Source organism: Cytobacillus firmus (genome assembly GCF_023657595.1).
In the GTDB taxonomy this organism is placed as follows: Bacteria; Bacillota; Bacilli; order Bacillales; family Cytobacillaceae; genus Cytobacillus; species Cytobacillus firmus_B.
In genome coordinates this window covers 3,149,913-3,174,262 of the sequence record NZ_CP098323.1, presented here as the reverse complement: position 1 = coordinate 3,174,262, position 24,350 = coordinate 3,149,913, and the positions used below count along the sequence as shown (strand labels likewise).

20 protein-coding genes and 1 pseudogene are annotated in these 24,350 nt (G+C 42.8%); 18 read left to right on the top strand and 3 right to left on the bottom strand.

All coding sequences use genetic code 11. The features are described 5' to 3' along the window. Positions 1-45 precede the first annotated feature (45 nt). The 16 genes and pseudogenes from NAF01_RS16010 (at position 46) to NAF01_RS15935 (ending at position 20,565) form a co-directional block, all read left to right on the top strand. Positions 46-1,368: an FAD-binding oxidoreductase gene (locus NAF01_RS16010; protein ID WP_197249369.1), complete on the top strand. Its 1,323-nt coding sequence runs from the start codon at positions 46-48 to the stop codon at positions 1,366-1,368. After that, positions 1,369-2,727: a (Fe-S)-binding protein gene (locus NAF01_RS16005; protein ID WP_163144403.1), complete on the top strand. Its 1,359-nt coding sequence runs from the start codon at positions 1,369-1,371 to the stop codon at positions 2,725-2,727. Beyond that, positions 2,724-4,184 carry an FAD-linked oxidase C-terminal domain-containing protein gene (locus NAF01_RS16000; RefSeq protein ID WP_250800793.1) on the top strand — a complete coding sequence of 487 codons (1,461 nt, stop codon included), beginning with the start codon at positions 2,724-2,726 and terminating at the stop codon, positions 4,182-4,184. The genes NAF01_RS16005 and NAF01_RS16000 overlap by 4 nt, the downstream gene beginning before the upstream one ends. Positions 4,185-4,367: 183 nt before the next feature. Continuing rightward, complete coding sequence (locus NAF01_RS15995) at positions 4,368-6,545, top strand: malate synthase G (RefSeq protein ID WP_222499742.1); 2,178 nt, start codon at positions 4,368-4,370, stop codon at positions 6,543-6,545. 369 nt (positions 6,546-6,914) lie between these two features. Continuing rightward, a complete protein-coding gene (locus NAF01_RS15990) occupies positions 6,915-7,694 on the top strand; it encodes a fumarylacetoacetate hydrolase family protein (protein WP_222499740.1) in 780 nt (259 codons plus the stop codon). A 44-nt stretch (positions 7,695-7,738) separates the two neighbouring features. After that, on the top strand, positions 7,739-8,515 hold the full coding sequence (locus NAF01_RS15985; RefSeq protein ID WP_048011067.1) for an IclR family transcriptional regulator: 777 nt from the start codon (positions 7,739-7,741) through the stop codon (positions 8,513-8,515). 253 nt (positions 8,516-8,768) lie between these two features. Beyond that, positions 8,769-10,559 (top strand): L-lactate permease, encoded by a 1,791-nt coding sequence (locus NAF01_RS15980; protein WP_048011051.1) that lies wholly within the window; start codon positions 8,769-8,771, stop codon positions 10,557-10,559. A gap of 160 nt (positions 10,560-10,719) precedes the next feature. After that, positions 10,720-11,118 carry a GntR family transcriptional regulator gene (locus NAF01_RS15975; RefSeq protein ID WP_163144393.1) on the top strand — a complete coding sequence of 133 codons (399 nt, stop codon included), beginning with the start codon at positions 10,720-10,722 and terminating at the stop codon, positions 11,116-11,118. Next, positions 11,102-11,998, top strand: a complete 897-nt coding sequence (locus tag NAF01_RS15970) for an ABC transporter ATP-binding protein (RefSeq protein WP_250800792.1) — start codon at positions 11,102-11,104, stop codon at positions 11,996-11,998. The genes NAF01_RS15975 and NAF01_RS15970 overlap by 17 nt, the downstream gene beginning before the upstream one ends. Then, positions 11,952-13,928 (top strand): DUF6449 domain-containing protein, encoded by a 1,977-nt coding sequence (locus NAF01_RS15965; RefSeq protein ID WP_197249374.1) that lies wholly within the window; start codon positions 11,952-11,954, stop codon positions 13,926-13,928. The genes NAF01_RS15970 and NAF01_RS15965 overlap by 47 nt, the downstream gene beginning before the upstream one ends. A gap of 33 nt (positions 13,929-13,961) precedes the next feature. Continuing rightward, positions 13,962-14,483, top strand: coding sequence for an RNA polymerase sigma factor (locus NAF01_RS15960; RefSeq protein ID WP_226617545.1), 522 nt, complete (start codon positions 13,962-13,964; stop codon positions 14,481-14,483). Between the two features lie 137 nt (positions 14,484-14,620). Next, positions 14,621-15,387, top strand: a pseudogene (locus tag NAF01_RS15955) (3-hydroxyacyl-CoA dehydrogenase). Between the two features lie 162 nt (positions 15,388-15,549). Then, complete coding sequence (locus NAF01_RS15950) at positions 15,550-16,695, top strand: acyl-CoA dehydrogenase family protein (protein WP_048011070.1); 1,146 nt, start codon at positions 15,550-15,552, stop codon at positions 16,693-16,695. A 12-nt stretch (positions 16,696-16,707) separates the two neighbouring features. After that, positions 16,708-17,859, top strand: a complete 1,152-nt coding sequence (locus tag NAF01_RS15945) for a thiolase family protein (protein WP_048011055.1) — start codon at positions 16,708-16,710, stop codon at positions 17,857-17,859. Positions 17,860-17,878: 19 nt separating this feature from the next. Further along, positions 17,879-19,447, top strand: coding sequence for a fatty acid--CoA ligase (locus NAF01_RS15940; protein WP_250800791.1), 1,569 nt, complete (start codon positions 17,879-17,881; stop codon positions 19,445-19,447). A gap of 20 nt (positions 19,448-19,467) precedes the next feature. Next, a complete protein-coding gene (locus tag NAF01_RS15935) occupies positions 19,468-20,565 on the top strand; it encodes a CaiB/BaiF CoA transferase family protein (RefSeq protein WP_250800790.1) in 1,098 nt (365 codons plus the stop codon). 53 nt (positions 20,566-20,618) lie between these two features. On the opposite strand, the gene NAF01_RS15930 is transcribed toward NAF01_RS15935, so the two are convergent. Next, positions 20,619-21,110 carry a complement C1q domain-containing protein gene (locus NAF01_RS15930; RefSeq protein ID WP_197216883.1) on the bottom strand — a complete coding sequence of 164 codons (492 nt, stop codon included), beginning with the start codon at positions 21,108-21,110 and terminating at the stop codon, positions 20,619-20,621. Positions 21,111-21,293: 183 nt separating this feature from the next. Here NAF01_RS15930 and pssA point away from each other — a divergent pair, with 183 nt between their 5' ends. Further along, positions 21,294-21,989, top strand: coding sequence for a CDP-diacylglycerol--serine O-phosphatidyltransferase (gene pssA, locus NAF01_RS15925; RefSeq protein ID WP_197216881.1), 696 nt, complete (start codon positions 21,294-21,296; stop codon positions 21,987-21,989). A 28-nt stretch (positions 21,990-22,017) separates the two neighbouring features. Here the strand turns inward: pssA and NAF01_RS15920 are convergent, their stop codons facing one another. Both NAF01_RS15920 and NAF01_RS15915 read right to left on the bottom strand, forming a co-directional pair. Then, positions 22,018-22,392, bottom strand: coding sequence for a nucleotide excision repair endonuclease (locus NAF01_RS15920; protein ID WP_048011059.1), 375 nt, complete (start codon positions 22,390-22,392; stop codon positions 22,018-22,020). 171 nt (positions 22,393-22,563) lie between these two features. Further along, complete coding sequence (locus tag NAF01_RS15915; protein ID WP_048011060.1) at positions 22,564-23,028, bottom strand: hypothetical protein; 465 nt, start codon at positions 23,026-23,028, stop codon at positions 22,564-22,566. A 527-nt stretch (positions 23,029-23,555) separates the two neighbouring features. Here NAF01_RS15915 and NAF01_RS15910 point away from each other — a divergent pair. Next, a complete protein-coding gene (locus tag NAF01_RS15910) occupies positions 23,556-24,326 on the top strand; it encodes an ABC transporter ATP-binding protein (RefSeq protein WP_048011061.1) in 771 nt (256 codons plus the stop codon). Positions 24,327-24,350: the final 24 nt, after the last annotated feature.

The following is a 24,350-nucleotide window of genomic DNA, read 5'->3' as shown; positions in this document are numbered from 1 at the left end:
TTAGAAACACTGTTTGTTATTACGAAACAAAAGGCGGTGGATAGTTTGATTGCAGCAGAATCAATAAGTGAGTTAAAGGCTTCTTTAAGGGAAGACCAGATTAGTAAAAATGAAGCTTCAAGCCCATTTGGCAATTCCGGAGATATGGTTGTTTTTCCGGAAACAGAAGAGGAAATTGCAGCTGTACTTAAGCATTCAGATTCGAATGGTTTAACCATCAACATTATGGGCGGAGGCACAAAGCGGGGGTTCGGTGGCTTAACCGAAAAAACGGATTTTCTTCTATCGCTTGAAAAATATACAGGGATTGTGGAACATACGCCCGGAGATATGACGTTAACAGTAAAAGCCGGAACTCGCTTTAAAGATCTTCAGGATTATCTGGCACAGCATAATCAAAAAATATCACTCGATCCTTATTGGCCTGAAAATGCCACAATAGGCGGGATCATTGCAGCAAATGAAAGCGGACCCAAAAGATTGGGCTACGGTTCAGCCCGTGATGCAGTCATTGGTTTAAGGACTGTTTACCCTGATGGAAAAGTAATCCGATCCGGTGGAAGAGTCGTAAAAAATGTGGCCGGCTATGATATGAATAAACTATTTATTGGGGCGATGGGCACACTTGGTGTCATTTCTGAGGTCACCTTAAAGCTTCGCCCTATACCTAAGTGCGAGAGCCTGGTTCTTGTTTCGTTTCCACAAGGAAACCTGGAGGGAATTAAAGCTTTTGCTGTGAAGGTTTTGGACTCTATGATTGAACCTGTCTCACTTGAACTCCTGAATCCGGCACTTTCTGATAAGCTAGCCGGAATAAACGCCTACACTATAGCGATGGGTTTTGAAGATGTGGAAAGCTCTGTCCGCTATCAGGAAGAATTCGTGAGGAATATGCTGCCTGATGATGCGGAATTGTTTATAAATCCAAAAGAAAAAGCCGATTTGTTTTGGCACCGGTTTTACAGGCACATCCCCAATGGATTGGATGGGGAATTGCCAATCCAAACCGAAGCCACTCTTAAAATTGGAACTGTAAATCTTGAAGCGTTGAACTTGTTAAAGGAAACGGAACTGCTGAAGGACCGATTTAATGTAAGTATCGAGTCACATGGAGGACTTGGGCATGGGTTGAGTCAAGTGACCATTAGAGGAGCAGAGTCAGATGTCGCCAATGCCGCTGTACACGTAAGGCAGTCCGCTGAAAGAGCAGGAGGATATGCGATTGCAAAACACCTGCCATTTGAGCTTCGGAAAAAAGTGGATGTTTGGGGAAGTAAACCTTCTTATTTCTTTTTGCTCCATGGGATTAAAACAAAGGTTGACCCAAATATAACATTAAGCCCAAACAGATTCATAGGAGGGATTTAAATGAGTGTCCGGGAACTCGATTTAAAGCAAGAACCGCCATGTACTTCAGGATTGGGAAATTATTTATGGAGCGATCCGCCCGATGAAAAGAAATGGGCTGACTGTGTCCATTGCGGCATGTGTTTGGAATCTTGCCCGACATATGAACAGACAGGCCAGGAACAGCATTCTCCAAGGGGCCGGGTTCACTTAATTAAATCAGTCGCAGAAGGAAAGCTTCAAGTAAATGAGCAATTCATGGACCCGGTGTTTCAATGTCTGGATTGCCGCGCCTGTACAACTGCATGCCCGGCTGATGTCGATGTGGGCGGTTTGATTGAGGAAGCACGGGGCCAGATTCGTCAGGCAATGCCATTAACAGGTGTAAAAGGAGCCATCAGCAAATTTTTTCTTCATGATCTATTCCCGCACCAGAATCGCTTAAATACGCTCGGCAGCCTTCTGAGATTCTATCAAAAGAGCGGCATGCAAAAAGCTGTCCGGAAAACTAAATTAATCAATGTCATGCCGCAGCACCTCGTAGATATGGAATCCATCATGCCTGAAGTGAAAGAGCCTGTTAAAAAGAAATATAAAGACGTAAAAGTAATAAAAGCAACAGGGGAGACAAAGCAGGAAGTTGCCATGCTGACCGGCTGTGTAATGGATGTCATGTTCAGTGATATTAATGAATCCACCATCAACGTACTGACCAGGAATGGAAATGATGTTGTCATTCCACAAAACCAGACTTGCTGCGGGGCCCTGCATGTTCACGCTGGAGACCGTGATATGGGCAGGAAGCTGGCAAAGCAGAATATGGAGGCATTCAAGGACTTTGATAAAGTGATTGTTAATGCTGCCGGGTGTGGGTGCATGATGAAGGAATATGCAGAATTATTTAAGGAAGACCCGGAAATGCATGCAAAAGCGGAAGAGTTTTCTGAAAAGGTAGAGGATATTTCAAAATTTCTTCATGAAACAGGCTATGAAAAGCCAAAGGCTGAGATGAACACTAGAATTACTTATCATGATGCCTGTCATTTAGCGCATGGACAGGGGATCCGGCAGCAGCCGCGCGATATTCTCCTTGATATTCCCGGTGTAGACATGGTTCATATGCCTAATTCAGACCGCTGCTGCGGAAGTGCAGGTATCTACAATATTACCAATCCTGAAATGGCCAATGCGGTCCTTGAAAGCAAAATGGAGAATGTTCCCGATGATGTGGAAATGATCTCGATGGGTAATCCTGGCTGTATGCTGCAGATGGCAATGGGAGTTCAAAAATACGGCAGAAACCAGAAAATCGTCCATACAGTCCAGCTTCTGGACTGGGCTTATCAAAAGGAAGACCGTATGCGGGAGGGAGAAGAGTGAAAGCAAAAGACCGGGTTAAATCAAAGGACAAACACATCTTAAATTTGGCTGATATCGTTGGCGGTGCCCGTTCCATTCTTTACCTGAAAGAAGATCTTGTTGCCTATGACTGTGACGGCTTTACGATTCATAAACATCTGCCGAAGGCCGTCGTTTTTCCTAAAAACACACAAGAAGTGGCGGAGATTGTTAAATATTGCTCTGAAAACGATCTTCCCTTCCTGGCAAGGGGAGCAGGGACAGGGCTAAGCGGCGGAGCCATACCGCTTAATGGAGAAATCATTATCAGTATGGTCAGGATGAAAAAGCTTATTAGCGTAGATCTGGAAAATCGCCGTGCCGTTGTAGAGCCTGGATTTGTCAATCTGAAACTCACCAATTCCATATCCGATAAAGGATATTATTACGCACCAGATCCATCAAGCCAATATTGCTGTACCATTGGGGGCAATGTGGCAGAAAATGCCGGCGGTGCACATTGTCTGAAATACGGAGTCACGACAAACCATATTCTTGGACTTGAAGTTGTCATGCCTAATGGCGATATAGTTGAAATAGGTAAAGACGGTATTCCGGATGCTCCAGGATATGATTTGCTTGGTCTGATCACAGGTTCTGAAGGAACCCTTGGCATTGTGACAAAGATAACAGTCAGAGTTCTGAAAAATCCTGAAGGAAAACAGACCGTACTTGCCTACTTTGATCGGGTTGATGATGGTAGCCAGGCTGTATCGGACATAATTTCTGCTGGTATAGTGCCGGCAGCCCTTGAAATGATGGATAAAACCGCGATTGAAGGGGTGGAAGCTGCTGCTTTTCCGGTAGGCCATCCAAAAGATATCGAAGCAGTGCTCCTGATTGAAGTGGATGGGATTGCTGCGGGAATTCAGGAACAGATTGACCAGATCCTCGAGGTATGCCGAAAGAGGAATGTCCGTGAAGTCCGGGCGGCCGGAAGTGAAGAGGAAAGAGCCAGATGGTGGGCGAACCGGAAGACGGGCTTTGGTGCAATGGGAGCCATCTCTCCTGATTATCTGGTTCAGGATGGGGTTATTCCCCGAAGCAGGTTGCCTGAGGTTTTAAGCAGAATCAATCAGATCAGCAGTGAATCGGGTTTGAGGATTGCGAATATTTTTCATGCAGGAGACGGAAATCTTCACCCCCTTGTTCTTTTTGATGCACGGGTACCAGGAGAATCAGAGAAAGCGCTTGAAGCTGGAAGCCAATGTCTGAAGGTATGCGCGGATGTTGGAGGGACCATTACTGGAGAACATGGCGTCGGCATTGAGAAGCGGGAAGAAATGCGCTTTGTTTTCACAGAAGAGGAAATTGCTGCCCAGACAGAGATCCGGGAAGTCTTTAATCCCCATAATCTTTTAAATGCAGGAAAGCTGTTCCCATCGCCAGGCAGATGTGCGGAAGTTAAAAAAGAGATGAAGGCCCAGGCAATTTCATAAAAAATTGCCAGCCTTTCCTGGTGAAAGGCTGGCATTGAAATCAGAGAAGAATAAAATTGTGTGAAAATTATTGAAAATACTTTTGAAAACATGCTATTATTTTTTTAAGAGAAAGTTAGAAACGCTGTTTCGTAATAAGAAACAAATGAAATTAAAAGCAGCAATCAAAGGAGGAAATGAATAATGGAGAACTATGTGAAAACAGGAAGTCTGCAGGTTGCAAGGGAGCTCTATGAATTTATCAATTCCGAGGCTTTGCCGGGAAGCTTCGTTGGTCAGGAGCAATTCTGGTCCGGTTTGGAAGCGCTTATAAATGATCTGACCCCTAAGAATAAAGCATTGCTTGCAAAGCGTGATGAAATTCAGCATAAGCTGAACACATGGCACAGGGAAAACAAGGATTTTGATTTTAATAGCTATAAGTCATTTTTGGAAGAGATCGGCTATCTTGAGCCAAAAGCCGAGGATTTTAAAATTACTACAGAAAATGTGGATGAAGAAGTAGCTGTGAAGGCCGGACCGCAATTGGTCGTTCCAGTTAATAACGGGAGATATGCGATCAATGCAGCAAATGCCCGGTGGGGAAGCTTGTACGATGCACTTTATGGAACCGATGCAATCAGTGAAGAAAATGGGGCAAATAGGGACGGCGGATATAATCCTGTAAGGGGAGAAAAGGTTATTGCATTTGCCAGGGAATTCCTTGACCAAACTGTTCCTCTCTCAAGCGGTTCGCATAAAGACGCTGTACAATACAAGGTTGATGAAGGGAAACTGGCAGTTGTGCTGGGCAATGGGGAAACTGTAAAACTAAAAGAAGAAGCAAAGTTTGCCGGATACCAGGGAGAGCAGAATCAGCCTTCTGCGGTACTCTTAAAGAATAATGGCCTTTATTTTGAGATTCAGTTTGACAGAAGCCACCCAATTGGAAAAACGGATGATGCCGGGGTGAAGGATGTTTTACTTGAAGCTGCAATTACCACAATTATGGACTGTGAGGATTCAGTAACCGCAGTTGATGCTGAAGACAAGGTCCTTGTATATCGCAACTGGCTCGGTTTAATGAAAGGTGACCTTTCCGCAGCCTTCACAAAGGGCTCTAAATCAATGACACGTAAATTGAATCCTGACCGTTCATATGTGTCTGCTGAAGGGAAGGAGTTTTCATTACCTGGACGCTCATTAATGTTTGTCAGGAATGTCGGACATTTAATGTCCATTAACGCTATTTTGGATGCAGAAGGAAATGAAGTGCAGGAAGGGATCCTCGATACGGTAGTTACTTCCCTGATCGGGAAGCATACATTGCTTGGAAATGGACCATACCAAAACACATCTGAGGGATCCATTTATATCGTTAAGCCAAAAATGCACGGTTCCAAAGAGGTTGCTTTTGCAAACGAGTTATTTGACCGGACGGAAGATCTGCTTGGACTGGAGCGGAACACACTGAAAATTGGTGTAATGGATGAGGAGCGCCGTACATCCTTGAATCTTGCAGCCTGCATCCGTGAAGTAAAGGAGCGCATTGTTTTCATAAACACCGGATTCCTTGACCGTACAGGGGATGAGATGCACACTTCCATGGAAGCTGGCCCGATGATCCGCAAGAATGATATGAAAGCAACAGCCTGGCTAAAAGGCTATGAAAAATCCAATGTCAATACAGGCCTTGAAACAGGCTTCCAGGGACGTGCGCAAATTGGAAAAGGCATGTGGGCTATGCCTGATATGATGGCAGATATGATGGAGCAAAAGATCGGCCATTTGAACGCCGGCGCCAATACTGCCTGGGTACCGTCTCCAACTGCAGCCACCCTTCATGCATTGCATTACCATCAGGTAGAAGTTCAGAAGGTGCAAAACAAGCTGCTGGAGGAAGTTACAGACCTTCGTGACGAAATTCTGCAGATACCGGTTGCAGAAAATCCGCAATGGACTCAAGAGGAGATCCAGGAAGAGCTGGAAAACAACGCACAGGGTATCCTCGGATATGTGGTACGCTGGGTTGAGCAGGGCATCGGCTGTTCCAAAGTTCCTGATATCAATAATATTGGTTTAATGGAGGACCGTGCGACATTAAGGATTTCGAGCCAGCATGTTGCAAATTGGCTTCACCATGGCATCTGCACGAAGGAACAAGTGCTTGAGACACTTAAGAAAATGGCTAAGGTAGTAGATGAACAAAACAGTGGAGATACCGCATACCGCCCAATGGCAGCTGATTTCGATCAATCGGTTGCATTCCAGGCAGCATGTGACCTTGTTTTCGAAGGCTATGATCAGCCAAACGGCTATACAGAACCAATCCTGCACCGCCGCCGTCTTGAAGCGAAATCCAAGTATGCAGTAAAACAGTAATAGTGTAGAACAGGGCATGAATGTGCCCTGTTTTTCTAAGACTGATTTCGCAAGGTTTGTTCCTTTATATATATTGTTGCAGAGTTGATTGGAGCGGAAGGTGCGAGATCCTCAAAAATGCATTCGCATTTTCTTGGTGCGGTGTTTATTCAAGGAAGCTTATTCAAAGTCCTGCGGGAGCAGCGGGACAGGTGAGAACCCGCAGACGCGCAGCGTTGAGGAGGCTCAGCGCCCGCCCCGCGGTTCGCTGAGGCTCCTGGAGCGGAAATCAACGGACAACATTGTTGGTGTTAAATACAACATTTTATACGAAAAGAGCCTTTTCTAAAGATCTGCAGGCTTAAAGTTACCGAGGGGAGAGGAAGAAAAATGAAGTTTACAAGATATGAAGTTAATGGAGCAGTACATGAAGGAGTATTAGAAGAGGGTATTTATAAAGAAATTAAAGGGGATATTTTTGGAGATTGGGAGTATACAGGCCAGAGCTTTTCGCAGAATGAAGCAAAACAGCTTGCACCCCTGGTTCCTAATCAGATCATTGGAATTGGAGCCAACTATGTGTCCGAAAAATCGGATTTGCCTGAGACACTCCCTGAAATTCCTGTATTCTTCTTCAAGCCTGTATCTTCTGTTATTGGACCAGATGAGGAGATTATCATTCCTGAAGGCATTGAAGAGGTGAAATTCGAATCAGAACTGGCTGTCGTCATTGGCAGAGAAGCAAAAAATGTAGCAGAGTCAGATGTGCTTGATTATGTTTTCGGCTACACAGTGGGGAATGATGTTACTGCTCCGCAATTTTTCCATAATGATGGACATTGGACAATTGGCAAATCCTTTGACAGTTTTACTCCGCTGGGTCCCGTAATCGAAACTGAACTGGATCCGTTTGAGGTAAAGGTTGAAGCAAAATTAAACGGCACAGAAAAGCAGAACAGCAGCACAGATCTCATGATTATTCCAATTCGTAAAATGATTTCATACCTGTCTAATGTCATGACACTGAAGCCGGGTGACGTAATCCTTACAGGAAGTCCTGTTGGAGCTGAGATGGTCAGGTCAGGTGATGTTATCGAATGTGAAATCAAAGAGATTGGAACACTGCGCAATACATTTGCAGTGGCACGTGAAAGCGCAAAAACGGTATAATTCAAGTAAATTGAATTATGGCATTTGCACCTGGGGTGAATATTGTGGAAAGAGAAAATATGGTCAAGTCCGTCAGCAGGGCGCTGGATATAATTACATTGATCAGCCTGAAAAAAACCGGTCTTGGCGTAACGGAAATTGCCAATCAGATAGACATCAACAAAAGCTCTGTTTACCGTATTCTATCTACTCTGGTTCAGTACGGATATATAGAGCAGGACGCCGAAACCGGCAAGTACAAATTAGGGTATAAATTCCTCGAGATCAGTTCAAAGCTGCTTGAATCAATCGATTTGCGTGCAGAAGCAAGGCCTTTTCTGCAGGAGCTTGAAAATGAAACAAATGAAGTCATTCATTTAGTCGTTTACGATCAGGGAGAGGTTGTGTACATCGAGAAGCTTGAGGGCAATGAAACATTAAGAATGCATTCGAAAGTCGGGAAACGCGCTCCCATGCATTGCACATCTGTCGGCAAGGCCATTCTGGCACACCTGCCTTCAAGCATTGTGTCCGATATTCTTGAAAGAAAAGGGATGCCGGTCCATACAGATAAAACCATAACGGATAAAGAAGAATTCATGAAAGAATTGGGTCAGGTAAGGCAAAAAGGATTTGCTCTTGATCTGGAAGAAAATGAATATGGAATTACGTGTGTTGCCGTTCCTATTTTTGACCACCTTGGCAAGGTTATTGCTGCAGTCAGTATTTCAGGACCGACCATGAGAATGACAGATGATCGGCTTGATGCATTAAAATCCAAAATGGTAAAGACAGGACAAGGAATTTCAGCACGTCTTGGTCATGTAAGCCGAATCAATTAGTAATTAGCTCGATATATCTCGATAAAAAGATATATTGAGCTAATTTTTTTGTATATACATACAAATTTTTTTGTGTAAATACATAGATTAAATTTTCCAAATATTATTGAAATTGTGAAAAATGTTTGTATAATGTAAATAAGCCTAGTGCCATGTTGTATAACAAAACCATTATAGTTATATAACATGTTTTGCTATCCGCAACAAAGTGCAATCATTGTTCGTTATTACAAAACAAAGGAGGAAATGTAATTTGAGTACAGGAATGTTAGCTTTACTATCTTTATTGCCAATTATTGCAGTTGCAGTATTTCTTGTCGGATTGAGATGGCCGGCAAGTAAGGCGATGCCAATCTCATACCTTGTAGCAGTAGTTCTTGCTCTATTTGTTTGGAAAGTATCAGGGGCAAAAGTTGCCGCTGCATCCCTCAATGGCCTGGTTGTTGCCGGAACACTTCTTTATATTATTTTCGGCGCTATTCTGCTTCTAAACACCCTTCAGGAAAGCGGCGGTTTAAAAACCATTCGTCAGGGATTCACAGATATATCGCCTGACCGCCGAATACAAGTAATTATCATAGCCTGGCTGTTTGGTTCTTTCATTGAAGGCGCGTCCGGGTTTGGTACTCCAGCCGCTGTAGCAGTCCCGCTATTAGTGGGCCTTGGCTTTCCGGCTATGGCCGCAGTTATTGCCGGGATGGTCATTCAAAGTACACCGGTGTCATTCGGTGCTGTAGGGACACCGATGCTTGTCGGCGTTCAGACCGGTTTATCGGGCAATGCGAGTCTTACCGATAACCTGCTTGGACTGGTAACTCAAATTGCAGGACAAGTAGCCATTCTCCACATGATTGCCGGCACATTGATTCCTTTATTTGTAGTAGCTTTAATGACAAGATTTTTCGGCAAAAATAAATCATTTACTGAAGGAATAAAAATCTGGAAGTTTGCACTATTTGCTGCATTTGCCATGACGATCCCTTATGTTATTGTAGCGAATGTCCTTGGACCTGAATTCCCATCAATGATCGGGGGATTAGCTGGTTTAGCAATTGTTGTTTTTGCAGCTAAAAAAGGCTTTCTTATGCCGCCAAAGGATCAGGTTTGGGATTTTGAAGAGAAATCCAAGTGGGATCCTGAATGGACTGGCAAGCTGGAAATCAAAGCTGTTGCCCATAAGAGCGGAAGCATGAGCATGATGCGTGCCTGGACTCCTTATGTTTTAGTTGGCCTATTCTTAGTATTGTCAAGGTTGAAATCGCTTCCATTTTTAGAGTTGCTTCAGGCGTGGACGGTCAAATTTGAAAACATTTTTGATTCCGGCATCACTTCAAGCTTCCAGCCGCTGTATTTGCCGGGAACGATTTTTATTCTTGTATCTGTTATCACTTATTTTATCCATGGAATGAATTCCAGTTCATACAAAAAAGCCTGGGCAGATTCGGGAAAGACAACTGTAGCTGCTTCAACAGCTTTAATTTTCACGGTTCCGATGGTACAGGTATTTATCAACACCGGCGGGGGAGAAGCGGGCTATAATCAGATGCCGATCGAGCTTGCGAACGGTGCTGCAGCTCTTGCTGGAGAATTCTGGCCGTTCTTTGCCACCTTCATCGGGGGTCTAGGAGCCTTTATTGCAGGAAGTAATACCGTCAGTAATATGATGTTTGCATTATTCCAATATGACGTCGGCTCACAGATCGGGGTGGATGCAACCTGGATTGTAGCCCTTCAGGCAGTCGGAGGAGCAGCTGGAAACATGATTTGTGTGCATAACGTCGTTGCTGCATCAGCTGTTGTGGGACTTGTTGGAAAAGAAGGCGCTGTCATCCGCAAAACGTTATTCCCATTCTTCTACTATGCCCTGCTGGCAGGATCTGTAGGTTACTCGATTGTCTGGTATTCGCAAAAAGGGATTTTCAATATCGGTTCCTTCATTGCAGTTGCCATCGCAGTCGCAGCTGTTTATATAATTGCAACAAATAACAGGCGTTCCAACATGATTTTGCCTCCGCCACCGGTGAATGTGAAATCTGCTAAATAAGAACACTTTTGACTGGTTTAGCCCTTTGGCTGAACCAGTTTTTTTCTTTTTATAAAAAGTTTAATTTTCCCCTTCTCTTTTCCAATTACTTGTAATATAATCTAACTGTGTCAACTGTACTAGGAATCATAGTACACTGCATACAGATGGGAGGGCAAGCATGTTTGAATTGGATGTAAGGAGCCGAAAACCTATATATGAACAGCTGGTTGAGCGGCTTAAAGAGCTGATCATCACAGAGGTCTTAACAGCAGATGAACAGCTGCCTTCCGTTCGAACGCTGGCCCAGCAGCTGACGATCAATCCTAATACCATTCAGAAGGCATATAGGGAGCTTGAGTCCCAGGGCTATATTTATTCCATAAAAGGGAAAGGCAGTTTTGTCAGTGCAGCGACACCCAATCTGAACAGCGAAAAAATAGAAAAAGTGAAAAATGAACTTTCAAAGCTTTTATCAGAGGCTTTATACCTTGGAATCACAAAAAATGAATTATACAAGCTCATACAGGAAATAGAAGCAGCTATAGGGGGAGGGATAGAAGATGATCAAAATCCGTAATGTGCGCAAATCTTTCGAGGAGATGGATGCTGTCGAAAATGTCTGCATTGAAGTGAATAAAGGGTCCATATACGGCTTGCTTGGTTCCAATGGAGCCGGAAAAACAACACTTTTAAAGCTGTTGGCAGGCATCTATGCAGAGGATGAAGGAAGCATTGCCATTGACGGCCAGCCGGTGTTCGAGAACCCGCAAATGAAAGATAAGATCTTTTTTATTCAGGATCATCCCTATTTTCTGCCTCAATATACAGTTAAGCAGATGGCGCAATTCTATAAAAATATTTACAGCATGTGGGATGAAGAACGATTTGAAGAACTGGCTGCTATTTTTGAAATGGATATACATAAAAAGATTCATAGATTCTCCAAAGGCATTCAGAGGCAGGCTGCTTTTATCCTTGCTTTGTCTGCCAGGCCGGAAGTGTTAATTTTGGATGAGCCTATGGACGGGCTTGATCCCGTAATGAGGAAGAAAGTGAAAAGCCTGCTGATCGATGAGGTTGCTGAAAGAGAAATGACAATTCTTATTTCCTCTCATAATCTGCGCGAAGTGGAAGACCTATGTGATTTTATAGGCATTATGCATAATGGGCGCATGATTCTTGAAAAAGATCTTGATGACCTTAAAACAGATACACATAAAATTCAGGTTGCCTTTAAAGGATCTGTACCAGCCATTTTCGATTCGCTGAAGATCCTTCATAAAGAAAAAAGAGGCAGCATTGTGATCTGCATTGTAAAAGGAGATGCAAAGGGAATATCGTCATATGTAGAACAATTTAAACCTGTGATTTTCGATATGCTTCCCCTGACATTAGAGGAGATTTTCATTTATGAAATGGGGGACATTGGATATGCAGTCCAAAACATCCTTGATTAAAAGGGAAATTTTAAAAACGATTTTCAGAAGTGTCGGCTGGGTCTCCATTGTGTATTTTCTCGGCCTGTTCTTTGCCATTCCTCTTGATATCATAATGAATTCTTCAGAGGAACAGCGGAAATTCCTGGACATTGACAATCTGTTTCAATACAACTTCCAGCTCCAATTTATTTTTAGTATATCAGTACCGGTGGCCTTGTCTGTGTTCTTATTCAGGTATACACAGGTAAAGCAATATAGCGATTTAATGCACAGCCTCCCGGTTAAAAGGAAATCCATTTTCCATCAATATGCTTTAACAGGAATCATGCTATTAATTTTGCCGGTTTTACTCATTGCTTTGATTATCCTGGTTCTTTACCAGCCCATGAATTTGCAGGATTTTTATTCAATGGGGGAGATCCTCAATTGGGTGGGCATCACGCTTTTATTTAATATTGTAATTTACCTGACAGGTGTTTCTGTAGGAATGCTGTCGGGATTATCGGCGGTACAGGGTGTGTTAACTTATATTTTTCTCCTGCTCCCTGTAGGTCTGATCATTTTAGTTTCTATTAATTTGCCTTTCTATTTATTCGGTTTTCCAGGCCAATACTATATGACAAGCAAATTTGAAAAGTTCTCTCCTTTGATTGCATTTACTCAGATGAATATGCGTACACCGTCAAGTGTGGAGGCTGCCGTTTATCTCTTACTTATTGTATCTCTGTATTTTCTTGGCTTGCAGATCTATAAAAGGAGAAGAATGGAGGCAGTCTCCCACGCGCTTGTTTTTCCGATAACAAAGCCCATTTTTAAATTTGGTGTGACGTTTTGCACGATGCTTCTTGGAGGGGGTTATTTCGGTGAGATGCAGGGCGGCACGAGCTGGATTATCGCGGGATATGTTTTTGGAGCACTAATTGGATATGCGGCGGCCGAAATGGTTCTCCAGAAATCATGGCGAGTGACTATTCATGTAAAAGGATTGATGGTCTATACAGCCATAATGGCGGCTTTATTCCTCTTATTCCAAATTGACTTGACTCAGTATGAAAAAAGCATACCGCAGAGCAATGAAATTGAGCGGGTCCATTTCAGCGAGAGTTTTCACCTTTATAATGATATTGATCATGAGGAACCGCTATATTTAAAAGAATACGAGAATATTGACTTGGTCAGAAGGTTTCATGAAAAGATTGTAAAGGATGAAAACAGAAAGGCTCAGGATTCAGGCCGCGGTTCCGTTTTTATTGTGTATGAACTAAAGAATGGCGAAAAGCTGGTCCGCGATTACAGCATTAACAAAAGGGAATATAAGCCATATCTTAAGCTGATTTATGAATCGAATGAATATAAAATGGCAACAAATGAAATCTATCAGGTACCGGAAGATGAAACTACGAAAATCACGATTACCCCATCAGGGCCAGTTACAAAGCGGGCGGTCATTACAGACAAAGAAGAACTTAAAGAAGCTGTTCAGATATTGACTGAGGAAGTGGATACTGCTTCATATGAGGAGCTTCAGGGAATTGATGAGCCATATGCTCATATTGAGATTTATTATAATGACAGCAAAAAAGCCTATATGACCTGGAATCCTTCTTATACGAGGTTTGAGGAATGGCTGAAAGAAAAGTCTTTGCTGAATGATGCAAAAGTGAATAGCAATGATATTTCTTATGCACTGGCTGCAAAAGCGGAGGATATCGATATTAACTTTGCGGCAGGGTACTCTTATGAGGAAGTTTTTGAAAAGATGAGTGACAGTAAATCATCAATCAAAATTACAGATAAAGAACAAATAGAAAGCAGTTTGAGTAATTCAAATGGGTACATTGAAGAAGAATATATAATTGCATTCTATTTTGATGAACAAAGGACAATGGATATTAAGAGCTTTACTGAAAAAACAGTGCCTGAATTTATAAAGGAACGGCTTCAATAATACGGGAGAAATTTACAGGAGAGGGGGATTACAGTGATAAAACCTTCAATGGATATGAGAGAAATCTGCAGACTATACAATAAGCGGCTCTATCATATTGCTTACAGCATTACCCGGGATCATTATCTTGCGCAGGATGTTGTTCAGGAAACACTGATCAAGGCTTATAAAAAAATGGACAGCATAGATGATCAGGATAAGCTGGGAGCATGGTTATCATCAATTGCGACCAGAACTGCAATTGATTTTGTGCGAAAAGAAAGAAGGACTAATGAGAGGATACAGGATTCCGTTGATTTTGAAAACTGCATGGAAAGCAGGTACAGCGATACCGGGCAGGAAGCAGAGATTAATATGCTTCAGGAGCAGATATACGCATATGTGGATTCCCTCTCCTATGAACAGAAAAGGGTGTTCCTGCTTAAAACAAAGCATGGACTGAAGGAAAGAGAAATAGCGGACATTCTTCATCTCAACCCAAACACTGTCAAAACAAAATTATATCGGGTCAGACAGCATCTGAGAGAAATCCTTGCTGACAGGAATTTGGCATAGAAAAACAGCTTCTGAAAAGGAGCTGTTTTTTTGTGCAATAACAAGAATTGATAATTAATCAGCCATTCAGCAGGAAAATCACCTTTTCAAATGGAAATGACTTCATAGAAAACCTGATTAATAAAAGGAGGATCATTATGGAAGTGAAAGAATGCAGAGCCATAATCACAGGCGGTGCATCAGGGCTTGGAGAGGCGACAGTGAGAAAAATAGCCGGATGCGGAGGGAAGATCCTAATTGCAGATTTGGCGGAAGATCGGGCAGCTCACCTTATCAGGGAACTGGGTGAAAATGTTCTTTTTATGAAAACGGATGTTACAAAAGAAGAAGACGTACAGAGGGCAGTGGGATTTGCTTCTGAACAATTTGGCAGCATCAATACTGCAGTTAACTGCGCCGGCATCGGAATTGCCGCGAAGCTTTTAGGCCGAAAAGGCGTCCATTCTCTGGACATGTTCCAAAAGGTCATAATGATAAATCTGGCGGGACTTTTAATGTCATTCGTCTGGCTGCTGAACAAATGGCAAAGAATGATCCGAATGATCAAGGTGAAAGAGGTGTGATTATTAATACGGCTTCAGTCGCAGCCTTTGAAGGACAAATTGGCCAGGCAGCATATAGTGCATCCAAAGGCGGAGTGGTTGGCATGACCCTGCCGATCGCCAGAGAGCTGGCGGGTTATGGGATTCGTGTAATGACAATTGCCCCCGGGTTGTTTAACACTCCAATGTTTGAATCACTGCCTCAGGAGGCAAGGGATTCATTGGGGAAAATGGTGCCTTTTCCTTCAAGACTGGGTTATCCTGAGGAGTATGCCAGGCTGGCTGAAAGTATTTTAGTGAATCCGATGCTGAATGGAGAAACGATCCGTCTGGATGGCGGTATCCGCATGCAGCCGAAGTAAATGAGAGAACCGTCCTTTTTAGATATATATTTTTAAAAAATGAATTTTAAATGTTCTTAAAATATAGATAATTATTGTACAATATAATTGTAAGCCTTTACAAAGACAGTATATATCACTTTGTATTATGCCAAAAAAATTTTAGTTTCGGAGGTTCATATTATGGCTGCGTCATACCTGCAGGAAGAGCATGAAATTTTTAGAGAATCTCTGCGTAAGTTCTTAGAGAAAGAAGCCTATCCTAACTATGAAAAATGGGAAGAGGATAGAATCATACCCCGTGAATTTTGGCGCAAGATGGGGGAGCAGGGTTTTTTATGCCCTGATATAGACGAAAAGTATGGCGGAAGCAATGTCGATTGGGGCTTCTCAGTCATAATTAATGAAGAACTTGAACGGGTTGGGTCCGGCATGGTGGGAATTGGGCTCCACAATGATATCGTCGTCCCATACATTACTGCTTATGGAACCGATGAACAAAAGGAAAAATGGCTGCCAAAGTGTGCAGCGGGTGAAATCATTACGGCGATAGCCATGACTGAACCTGGAGCCGGCTCTGACTTAGCAGGCATCAGAACGACAGCAAGGCTTGATGGGGACCATTACATAGTGAATGGCGAAAAGACCTTTATTACCAACGGAATTCATTCCGATTTAATCATCATAGCCTGTAAAACAGATCCCCATGCCGTCCCACGGCATAAAGGCGTAAGCCTGCTTGCGGTCGAGAGGGGAACTGAGGGGTTTTCAAGAGGGAGGAAATTAAACAAGGTCGGTCTTCATTGTCAGGATACGGCAGAGTTAATTTTTGAAGATTGCAGAGTTCCGAAAGAAAACCTGATCGGCGAAGAAGGAAAAGGTTTTCTATATTTAATGGAAAAGCTGCAGCAGGAAAGGCTTGTCGTGGCAATTGCTGCCCAGGTGGCTGCAGAGGAAATGCTTAATTTAACAATAAATTATGTGAAGAATCGCGAGGCATTCGGAAAACCGGTTAGCCAGTTTCAGAACACTCAATTTAAAATTGCCGAAATGGCAACAGATATTGAAATGGGAAGGGTGTTCCTTAATCAACTGATCACAGAGCATATGGCAGGAATAAATGTAGTTACAAAGGTCTCCATGGCGAAATGGAAGCTGACAGAAAATGCCCGTAAAATTGCAGCTGAATGCATGCAGCTTCATGGCGGCTATGGCTATATGGAAGAATACGAGATTGCAAGGAGGTTCAGAGATATACCAGTCGCCAGCATATATGCAGGCACAAATGAAATCATGAAAACGATTATTGCGAAAAACATGGGTTTATAGGGAGGAGTATATATGCGTGAAGCTGTTATTGTCGAAGGGGTCAGAACACCAGTAGGAAGAAAAAACGGCTTACTAAAGGACATCAGGGCGGATGATTTGGCTGCAGAAGCGTTAAAGGCACTTGTGAAACGTGCAGGCCTGAAGCCGGAAATGATTGATGATGTCATTCTTGGCTGTGTCTCGCAAATAGGCGAGCAAACAGGCGATATTGCAAGGGTAGCTGCATTGATCGCAGGGTTTCCAATCGAAGTGCCAGGTACAACCATTGACCGCCAATGCGGATCCAGCCAGCAGGCTGTTCACTTTGCAGCTCAGGCTATTTTAGCAGGGGATATGGATATTGTGATCGCAGGAGGGGTCGAAAGCATGTCCCGTGTTCCTATCGGCTCCAGCTATCAGGGGGTCGGGTTCAGTGAAAAACTGACAGACAGACATGAAATCATCCACCAGGGCTTATCTGCTGAACGCATTGCTGAAAAATATGGATTTACAAGAGAAGAGCTGGACCGCTATTCATTTGAGAGTCATCAGAAGGCTTTAAATGCCCAGGCTGAAGGCCGGTTTGAGAGAGAGATTGAACCATTGGATGTGACAATGTCTGATGGACAGCTTTTGACGGTAGCAGAAGACGCTGGACCGAGAAAGGAAACCTCTCTGGAAGCATTGGCAAGCTTAAAAACTGTTTTTAAAGAGAATGGAGTGATTCATGCAGGAAATTCCAGTCAAATCAGCGATGGAGCAGCAGCACTACTTATTATGTCACGTGAAAAGGCAGAGGAGCTTGGAATGAAACCCAGGTTCAGAATACTGGCGCGTACAGCAGTGGGCTCCGATCCTGCTTTAATGCTGACTGGACCAATACCAGCAACAGAGAACGTGTTAAAGAAAGCTGGACTGGCTATAGAGGACATTGATGTGTTCGAAGTGAACGAAGCATTCGCTCCTGTACCGCTTGCCTGGCTGAAAGAAACAGGAGCGGATCCGGCAAAGCTTAATCCAAATGGGGGTGCCATTGCACTTGGCCATCCTTTAGGCGGAAGCGGTGCAAGGCTGATGGTCACCATGATGCATGAACTCGAAAGAACAGGGGGGCGCTATGGACTGCAGACCATGTGTGAAGGTCTTGGTATGGCGAATGCGACTATTATTGAACGATTAGATTGAAAAATGGGGAGGAATGAAAATGACTACTACTATAGGAAGAATTTTTGATCTCACGGCCGGAAAGTTTCCGGATAAAGAAGCTTTGTATGATGTCAGAAAAAATCTGCGTTTTACTTATAAGGAATGGAGTTTTGAGATCAATAAATTGGCCAATGCCTTAATAAATGCAGGCGTCAGGAAGGGTGACAGGGTTTCAACCTGCCTTTTTAACACCGAGGAACTTGCTACAGCATTCTTTGCCTGTGCAAAAATCGGCGCCGTATTTAATCCGATCAACTTTAGGCTGATGTCAGAAGAAATTGCTTATATTCTCCAGGATGCAGAGCCAAAAGTAGTGTTATTTGAACAAATGCTGGAATCCGGCATCACCCCCATCGCTAAGCGTTTTCCGCATACAGAGTTCTGGTACATTGATGACAATGCTCCTCCATACGCTTCATCCTATCACGAAAAGGTGGATGCAGCATCGAATGATGAAATTGATATTGAGATAAATGAAAATGATTTGTACGCAATAATGTACACAAGCGGCACTACGGGAAGGCCAAAGGGTGTAGTCCACAGACACAGGGATATGGCTGAACAAAGTCTGATTGTTATAGGAGCGACAAAGCTTGAAAGTAATGACAACGGACTCGTGACTGCACCTATGTTCCACTGCGCAGAGCTTCATTGTGCCTTTTTGCCAAGGGTGCATGTGGGTGCTGCCAATACCATCCTGCATCACTTTGATGCAAAGGAAGTATTGCGGTTAATATCTGAAGAGAAAATTACAAAGTTTTTTGCAGCTCCGACCATGTGGAATATGCTGCTTCAGGAAAACTTAAGCCATTATAATCTGGAAAGCCTTAAGCTGGGATTGTATGGAGCGGCACCGATGGCTCCTGCTCTTGTTTATGCGTGCCGTGAAAAATTAGGCATCTCCCTGGTACAGGCATATGGAATGACCGAGATGGGTCCTGCGATTACGTTTTTATCGGAAGATGACCAAATCAGGAAGGCCGGGTCTGCAGGACAGGCCTGTTTAAACCATGAAATCAGGATTGTAAGGCCGAATGAGAATGGTCCATCAGATCCTAATGATGTGATGCCTTCTGGAGAAACGGGTGAAATCATCGTAAAAGGCCCATGCATGATGAGTGGTTATTTCAATCGGGACGCGGCAACCGATCATGCCATGCATGGAGGCTGGTATCACTCTGGTGACATCGGATATCTGGATGACGAAGGCTTTTTGTACGTCAAAGACAGAGTCGACGATATGATCATTAGCGGCGGAGAAAATATTTATCCCCGTGAAGTGGAGGATCTTTTATATACACATAAGGGCGTACTGGATGTGGCAGTAATTGGCCAGCCTGATGACCGCTGGGGTGAAACCGTCACAGCTTTCGTTGTCAAAAAAGATCCGGCACTGTCTGAAGAAGAACTCGATGAATTGTGCCGGAATAGTGATGAACTCGCCAATTATAAGCGTCCTAGAAAATATGTATTCTGTGAAGCTCTTCCAAGAAACGCGAGCGGCAAAATTCAAAAGTTCATGCTCCGAAAACAGCTGGAGGATCTGTTCGCTGAAGGAAAAATCTAGCCGGAAGAAGGGAATGCAAGATGTTAAAAGGCATAAGAGTGATTGATTTTTCCAACTATCTCCCTGGTCCGTTTGCTTCCCAGAGGCTTGCAGAGCTTGGTGCAGAAGTGATAAAAGTGGAACCGGAATCCGGTGACCCCGGAAGGCATCTCGATATTAAAATAGAGGGTACAGGTGCAGTGTTTGCCGCCAATAACCGCGGCAAAAAAAGCATTACACTTAACCTGAAGAGCGAAGAAGGAAGAAATGCTGCCCTTATGCTGATTTCAGAAAGTGATGCGGTGCTTGAAAGTTTTCGGCCTGGGGTAATGAAAAAGCTGGGCCTGGATTATGAGACTGTGAAAAAGCATAAACCAAATATCGTTTATTGCTCTCTTACAGGCTACGGTGAGAATGAAGACTATCAACATTTAGGAAGCCATGATTTAAATTATTTGGCTGTAAGCGGGGTCCTTGCCCAGCTGAAGGACCGCAGCGGCCGTCCTGTTCACCCGTCCAACACAATAGCGGACTTCATGGGAGGAATGGCAGCCAGTGAAAGGATACTGGCTGCCCTGCTTTCCAGCAAAATGTCCGGCCAAGGCGGGCATCACTGCATTTCCATTGCGGATGTGATGGCTTCCACCATGGGGAACCATTTGCTGATTGAGAATAAGACAGGATATCCTAAAGGACTTTCGGTATTGAACGGTGAAGTCGTTGCCTATTCTATTTACGAAACAAAGGATAGCCGGTTTGCTGCACTTGCCGCTCTGGAGCCGAAGTTCTGGATAAACTTCTGTAAGAGTGCAGGAAGAGAGGATTGGATTGATTATCATCTTTCCACTGCCTCTGCTGATAATCCTGTCTTTATGGAGATAACCGAATTCTTTAAAAGCAGGACATTAAAAGAGTGGACTGAATTTGGCCAAAGAGCAGATTGCTGTCTGACTCCTGTATTGGAGGCCGGCGAATTGCAAGACTTTCCGCTATTTAATGGAATTTTAAATACTGCCCAAAATTACCCTTTGGTAAAAATGCATGGCGGAATAGAATCAGCAATGGGAGGTCCTCCAAAATTAGGAGAACATAATGAGGAATTTCTAAGCAATATTGCAAAGAGAAATATTAAAATATGACCGTATGATTAAAGAGTCCCTAATCATGAGGATGATTAGGGATTCTTCATTTATTATGCCTCAAAAATGGTGACACTGGCGAAATCCAGGCGAGTCACTCTTCCTTGAGGGAAAGGCGAAGGGCCGGATAGTACAAGACGGATCTTATCTCCCTTCTCCAGCTCCTCGAGCAATAAAGTGGATGTTGCATAGTCAACGTCAAAATTATTGTTATTAAAAGAGGTTTGGGAGTTGATGAGAGTTCCGCCATTCCGCTGAAGCTCAAATTTTAACGGCAGATTCGCCTGTCCTGCAGCAGCAAATACTTGTACGCTGAACTGAAGAAAATAAAAGCCTCTCTCCTTAACTGTAATCGTATTGTTCACCGGGTCAAAGTGAAAATGGGATTTCCCTTTAGCGCTGTTTAGATTGACTGTGGATGGAATGGATGTGTTTTGGTCAAAAAATTGGGGAATGAAGTCATTGGTGACATAAATCTTACCTGGAGCTTTTGAATATTCTTCTTTACCCGAGCAGTAGTGGTCCTGGGAATAAAAAGATAACAAATGAATCACCTCCTACTATATTTAATGATAAGTTTTAAAATTGGTATAGGACAAGTACCTAACACAATGGATTTTTGCCTTGGAATTTTCGAAAGGGAAGGATGCAGCTGAGATTAAATGGTATAATGAAAGGGAATATATATTAAAATAATCTTTACAATTTTTGGAGTGTGATGGTCACTAGTGCGTTTTATTAAAACAATCCCCAATATGGTCACTTTGGGTAATTTATATTGCGGTTTTCTTTCAATCGGCATGGCTGCCAATGGAGAATTTAAAAATGCAGCCATATTAATTTTAATTGGCATGATGCTTGACAGCATGGACGGCAGGCTGGCCAGAATGCTGAAAGCGGATAGTATACTGGGAAAAGAACTTGATTCACTGGCAGATATTGTTACATTTGGTGTAGCCCCTTCATTTTTGGTCTTTTATACATACTTTTTTCAATTTGGAATTCTTGGATTAGCTGTTTCAGGCCTTTTTCCTTTATTTGGGGCATATCGGCTTGCCCGATTCAATATCAGTCCGCCAAAATCCTCTTTGAACTATTTTATTGGAGTTCCGATAACAGCAGCAGGCGGGATCATGGCCATACTGACCCTTTTTGGTGAGCATATACCCAATATCATTACAACGGTTGTATTCACCGCACTCTGCTTTCTTATGGTAAGCAGGATCCGGATTCCCAGCTTTAAAGAAGTTCCCCTTCCGAAATACGGAACGATTGTTACCGTTTTTCTGGGAAGTGTCCTTTACGTCATTTATAAGGGTTCGTATGGGCCGTTTCCCGATTTGATTTATATTGCAATACCGCTTTACATTGCGTATTTGACATACCGATTCATAAAAGGCAAAAACAAAAAAGAAATTGATTAAATAAAAAAAAGGCCCCGATGGCCTTTTTTTATTTGTAAAATACTTTGTCGATATTATATTTTGCCTGAAGGGCATTGATGATATAGGTCTCATAAATCTCGCGCTCCATGCTGTCTTCCACGTAAATGACCGCAATTTTATGGACATCATCACGATGATTTTTTATAGGAGAAACATTGTCTTCAAAATGCTTTTTAACCCGCTGTCTTAATTTGCGGGCCTTTCCTACAAAGAGCAGATCTTCTTTCGCATCAAAAAACAGAATCATGCCGCCCTTGTCTCTTGGTATCTTATGGTAATCTGTGAAACCATAGACACTGCTAAGGTCACTTTCTGCTGCCTGTCCCGTTTGCCTGCTTCGTGTAATGACGAGATTAGGCTCTGGTATTTCAATTTTTATCAATATCATCACTTCCTATTCTAAGATTATAGAGTACCATAAATTTCATATGTAATCCACATTAAAAGTATCATTGGATCCTGCCTGGCCACATACACACCGTGAATTGCGGGTTACCCGCCACTCTTCGGAACATTAAGCACTAAGATATTTTGAAATGCTTGCATCTGCTCCTTATATGAAGTGTAATTGTTTTTGTCTTTCCTTTGTCATATTCAGCAGCACTTCATTGTTGAGCGAGTGTGCCATTTTAAGGGTGAGATCCAAAATTTTTTTGATTCCTTCCTCCTGGCCGTAATCAATAGCTATCCGATCACATTGAACTTCAGTATCTGTACAGATTATATTCTTTCCAGCCGGAAAGGTAATATGTCCAATTTCATGCCATATTATGGCTTCTTTTATTTCTATGTCTGAACAAAACTTTTCATAGTCATAGACGACAATAAACCAGTCGTATTTCGCATCCAGGGATTGATAAAGCATAGTCAGGAGTCTGGAGTCAATATTCCAAAAGCTCAGCCAGTTTCCATCGTTTAGTCCAAAGTTTTTTAAAACTGTATGTTTATCTTCTAAAATGGCGATTTTTCCGTCCAGGCCGCATCGGGATAAGGAAAGCTCTTCACACAAACAGATCAAGTCAGATTCTCCTTTTAATTTGGTTTTACTAGCATTGTTATGTAAGTAGCATTTTTTTAATCACCATCCAATAAGAAAATTAAGATATTAATGGATTAGATTGCAAAACTGCCATATGGATTCCAAATGCAAAGAAGTAGCAGCAGATACATTTAAGGAAAAAAGCGAGCTGGAAAGGGATTTAGGTGTGGAATTAACTAGTAATCCAAAAGAGGGACTTCAGCAGCCTTCTTGCAGGGTGAAGCTGGAACGGGACTAAACTTAGCTCGGCACATTTGTGTTCAGCTTTTTTTTTCTATTTGCATAAAGAGTTTGCATAATATTTATCACTTAGCTCATAGTGAAAAATACTTACACATAAGGATTTTGTCATATCAATATTTCCATTCACATAAAAATGAAAAATAGCTCAGGAGTGAAAAATATTTTAAATACTAAAAGGAGAAAATAAATATATAAAGAATATTTAAATTATTCATAATTTTGTAAAAAATATTTTGCCAATCGAAATATAGGGGGTTGGAAGATTGGGAATTTTGGAGATTAAGGATGCAACTTTAAGGTTTGGAGGTGTAACAGCTCTAGACCATGTCTCCTATGAAGTGCAGGAGGGTGAGATTTTTTCGCTGATTGGTCCAAATGGTGCAGGTAAAACTAGTATGCTGAATTGCATAAGCGGGCTGTACAAACCATCATCTGGATCGATTTATTTTAAGGGTGAAGATATAACCCGGTATAAACCTCACAAAAGAGCCAGTATGGGCATTGCCCGTGCATTCCAGAATATCGAGCTTTTCCCGCATTTGTCTGTCTTGGACAATCTGATGCTTGGCAGGCATGTGAGAATGAAAACCGGACTGCTTGCAGGAGGGCTCTATTGGGGGAAAGCGCAGAGAGAGGAAATTGAACATCGGAAAAAAGTTGAGCAGGTGATCGACTTTCTTGAAATCGAGGATATCCGTAATACCCCCGTGGGAACTCTTTCATATGGGCTGCAGAAAAGGGTCGAAACCGGCAGGGCTCTGGCACTGGAACCTGAAATTCTCCTTCTTGATGAGCCGATGGCAGGCATGAACAGTGAGGAAAAAGAGGACATGGCCAGATACATTATTGATATTCACGAAGAAATGAACACAACCATTATATTAATTGAACACGATATGGGGGTTGTAATGGACTTATCCGATCACATTGCAGTTCTTGATTTCGGGAAGCTGATTGGCTATGGGACACCGGAAGAGATTCAAAATAATCCTAAAGTCATAGAGGCCTATCTTGGAGAAGAGAATGCCGTATAAAAGATATACCGGCTAAAGTGATTT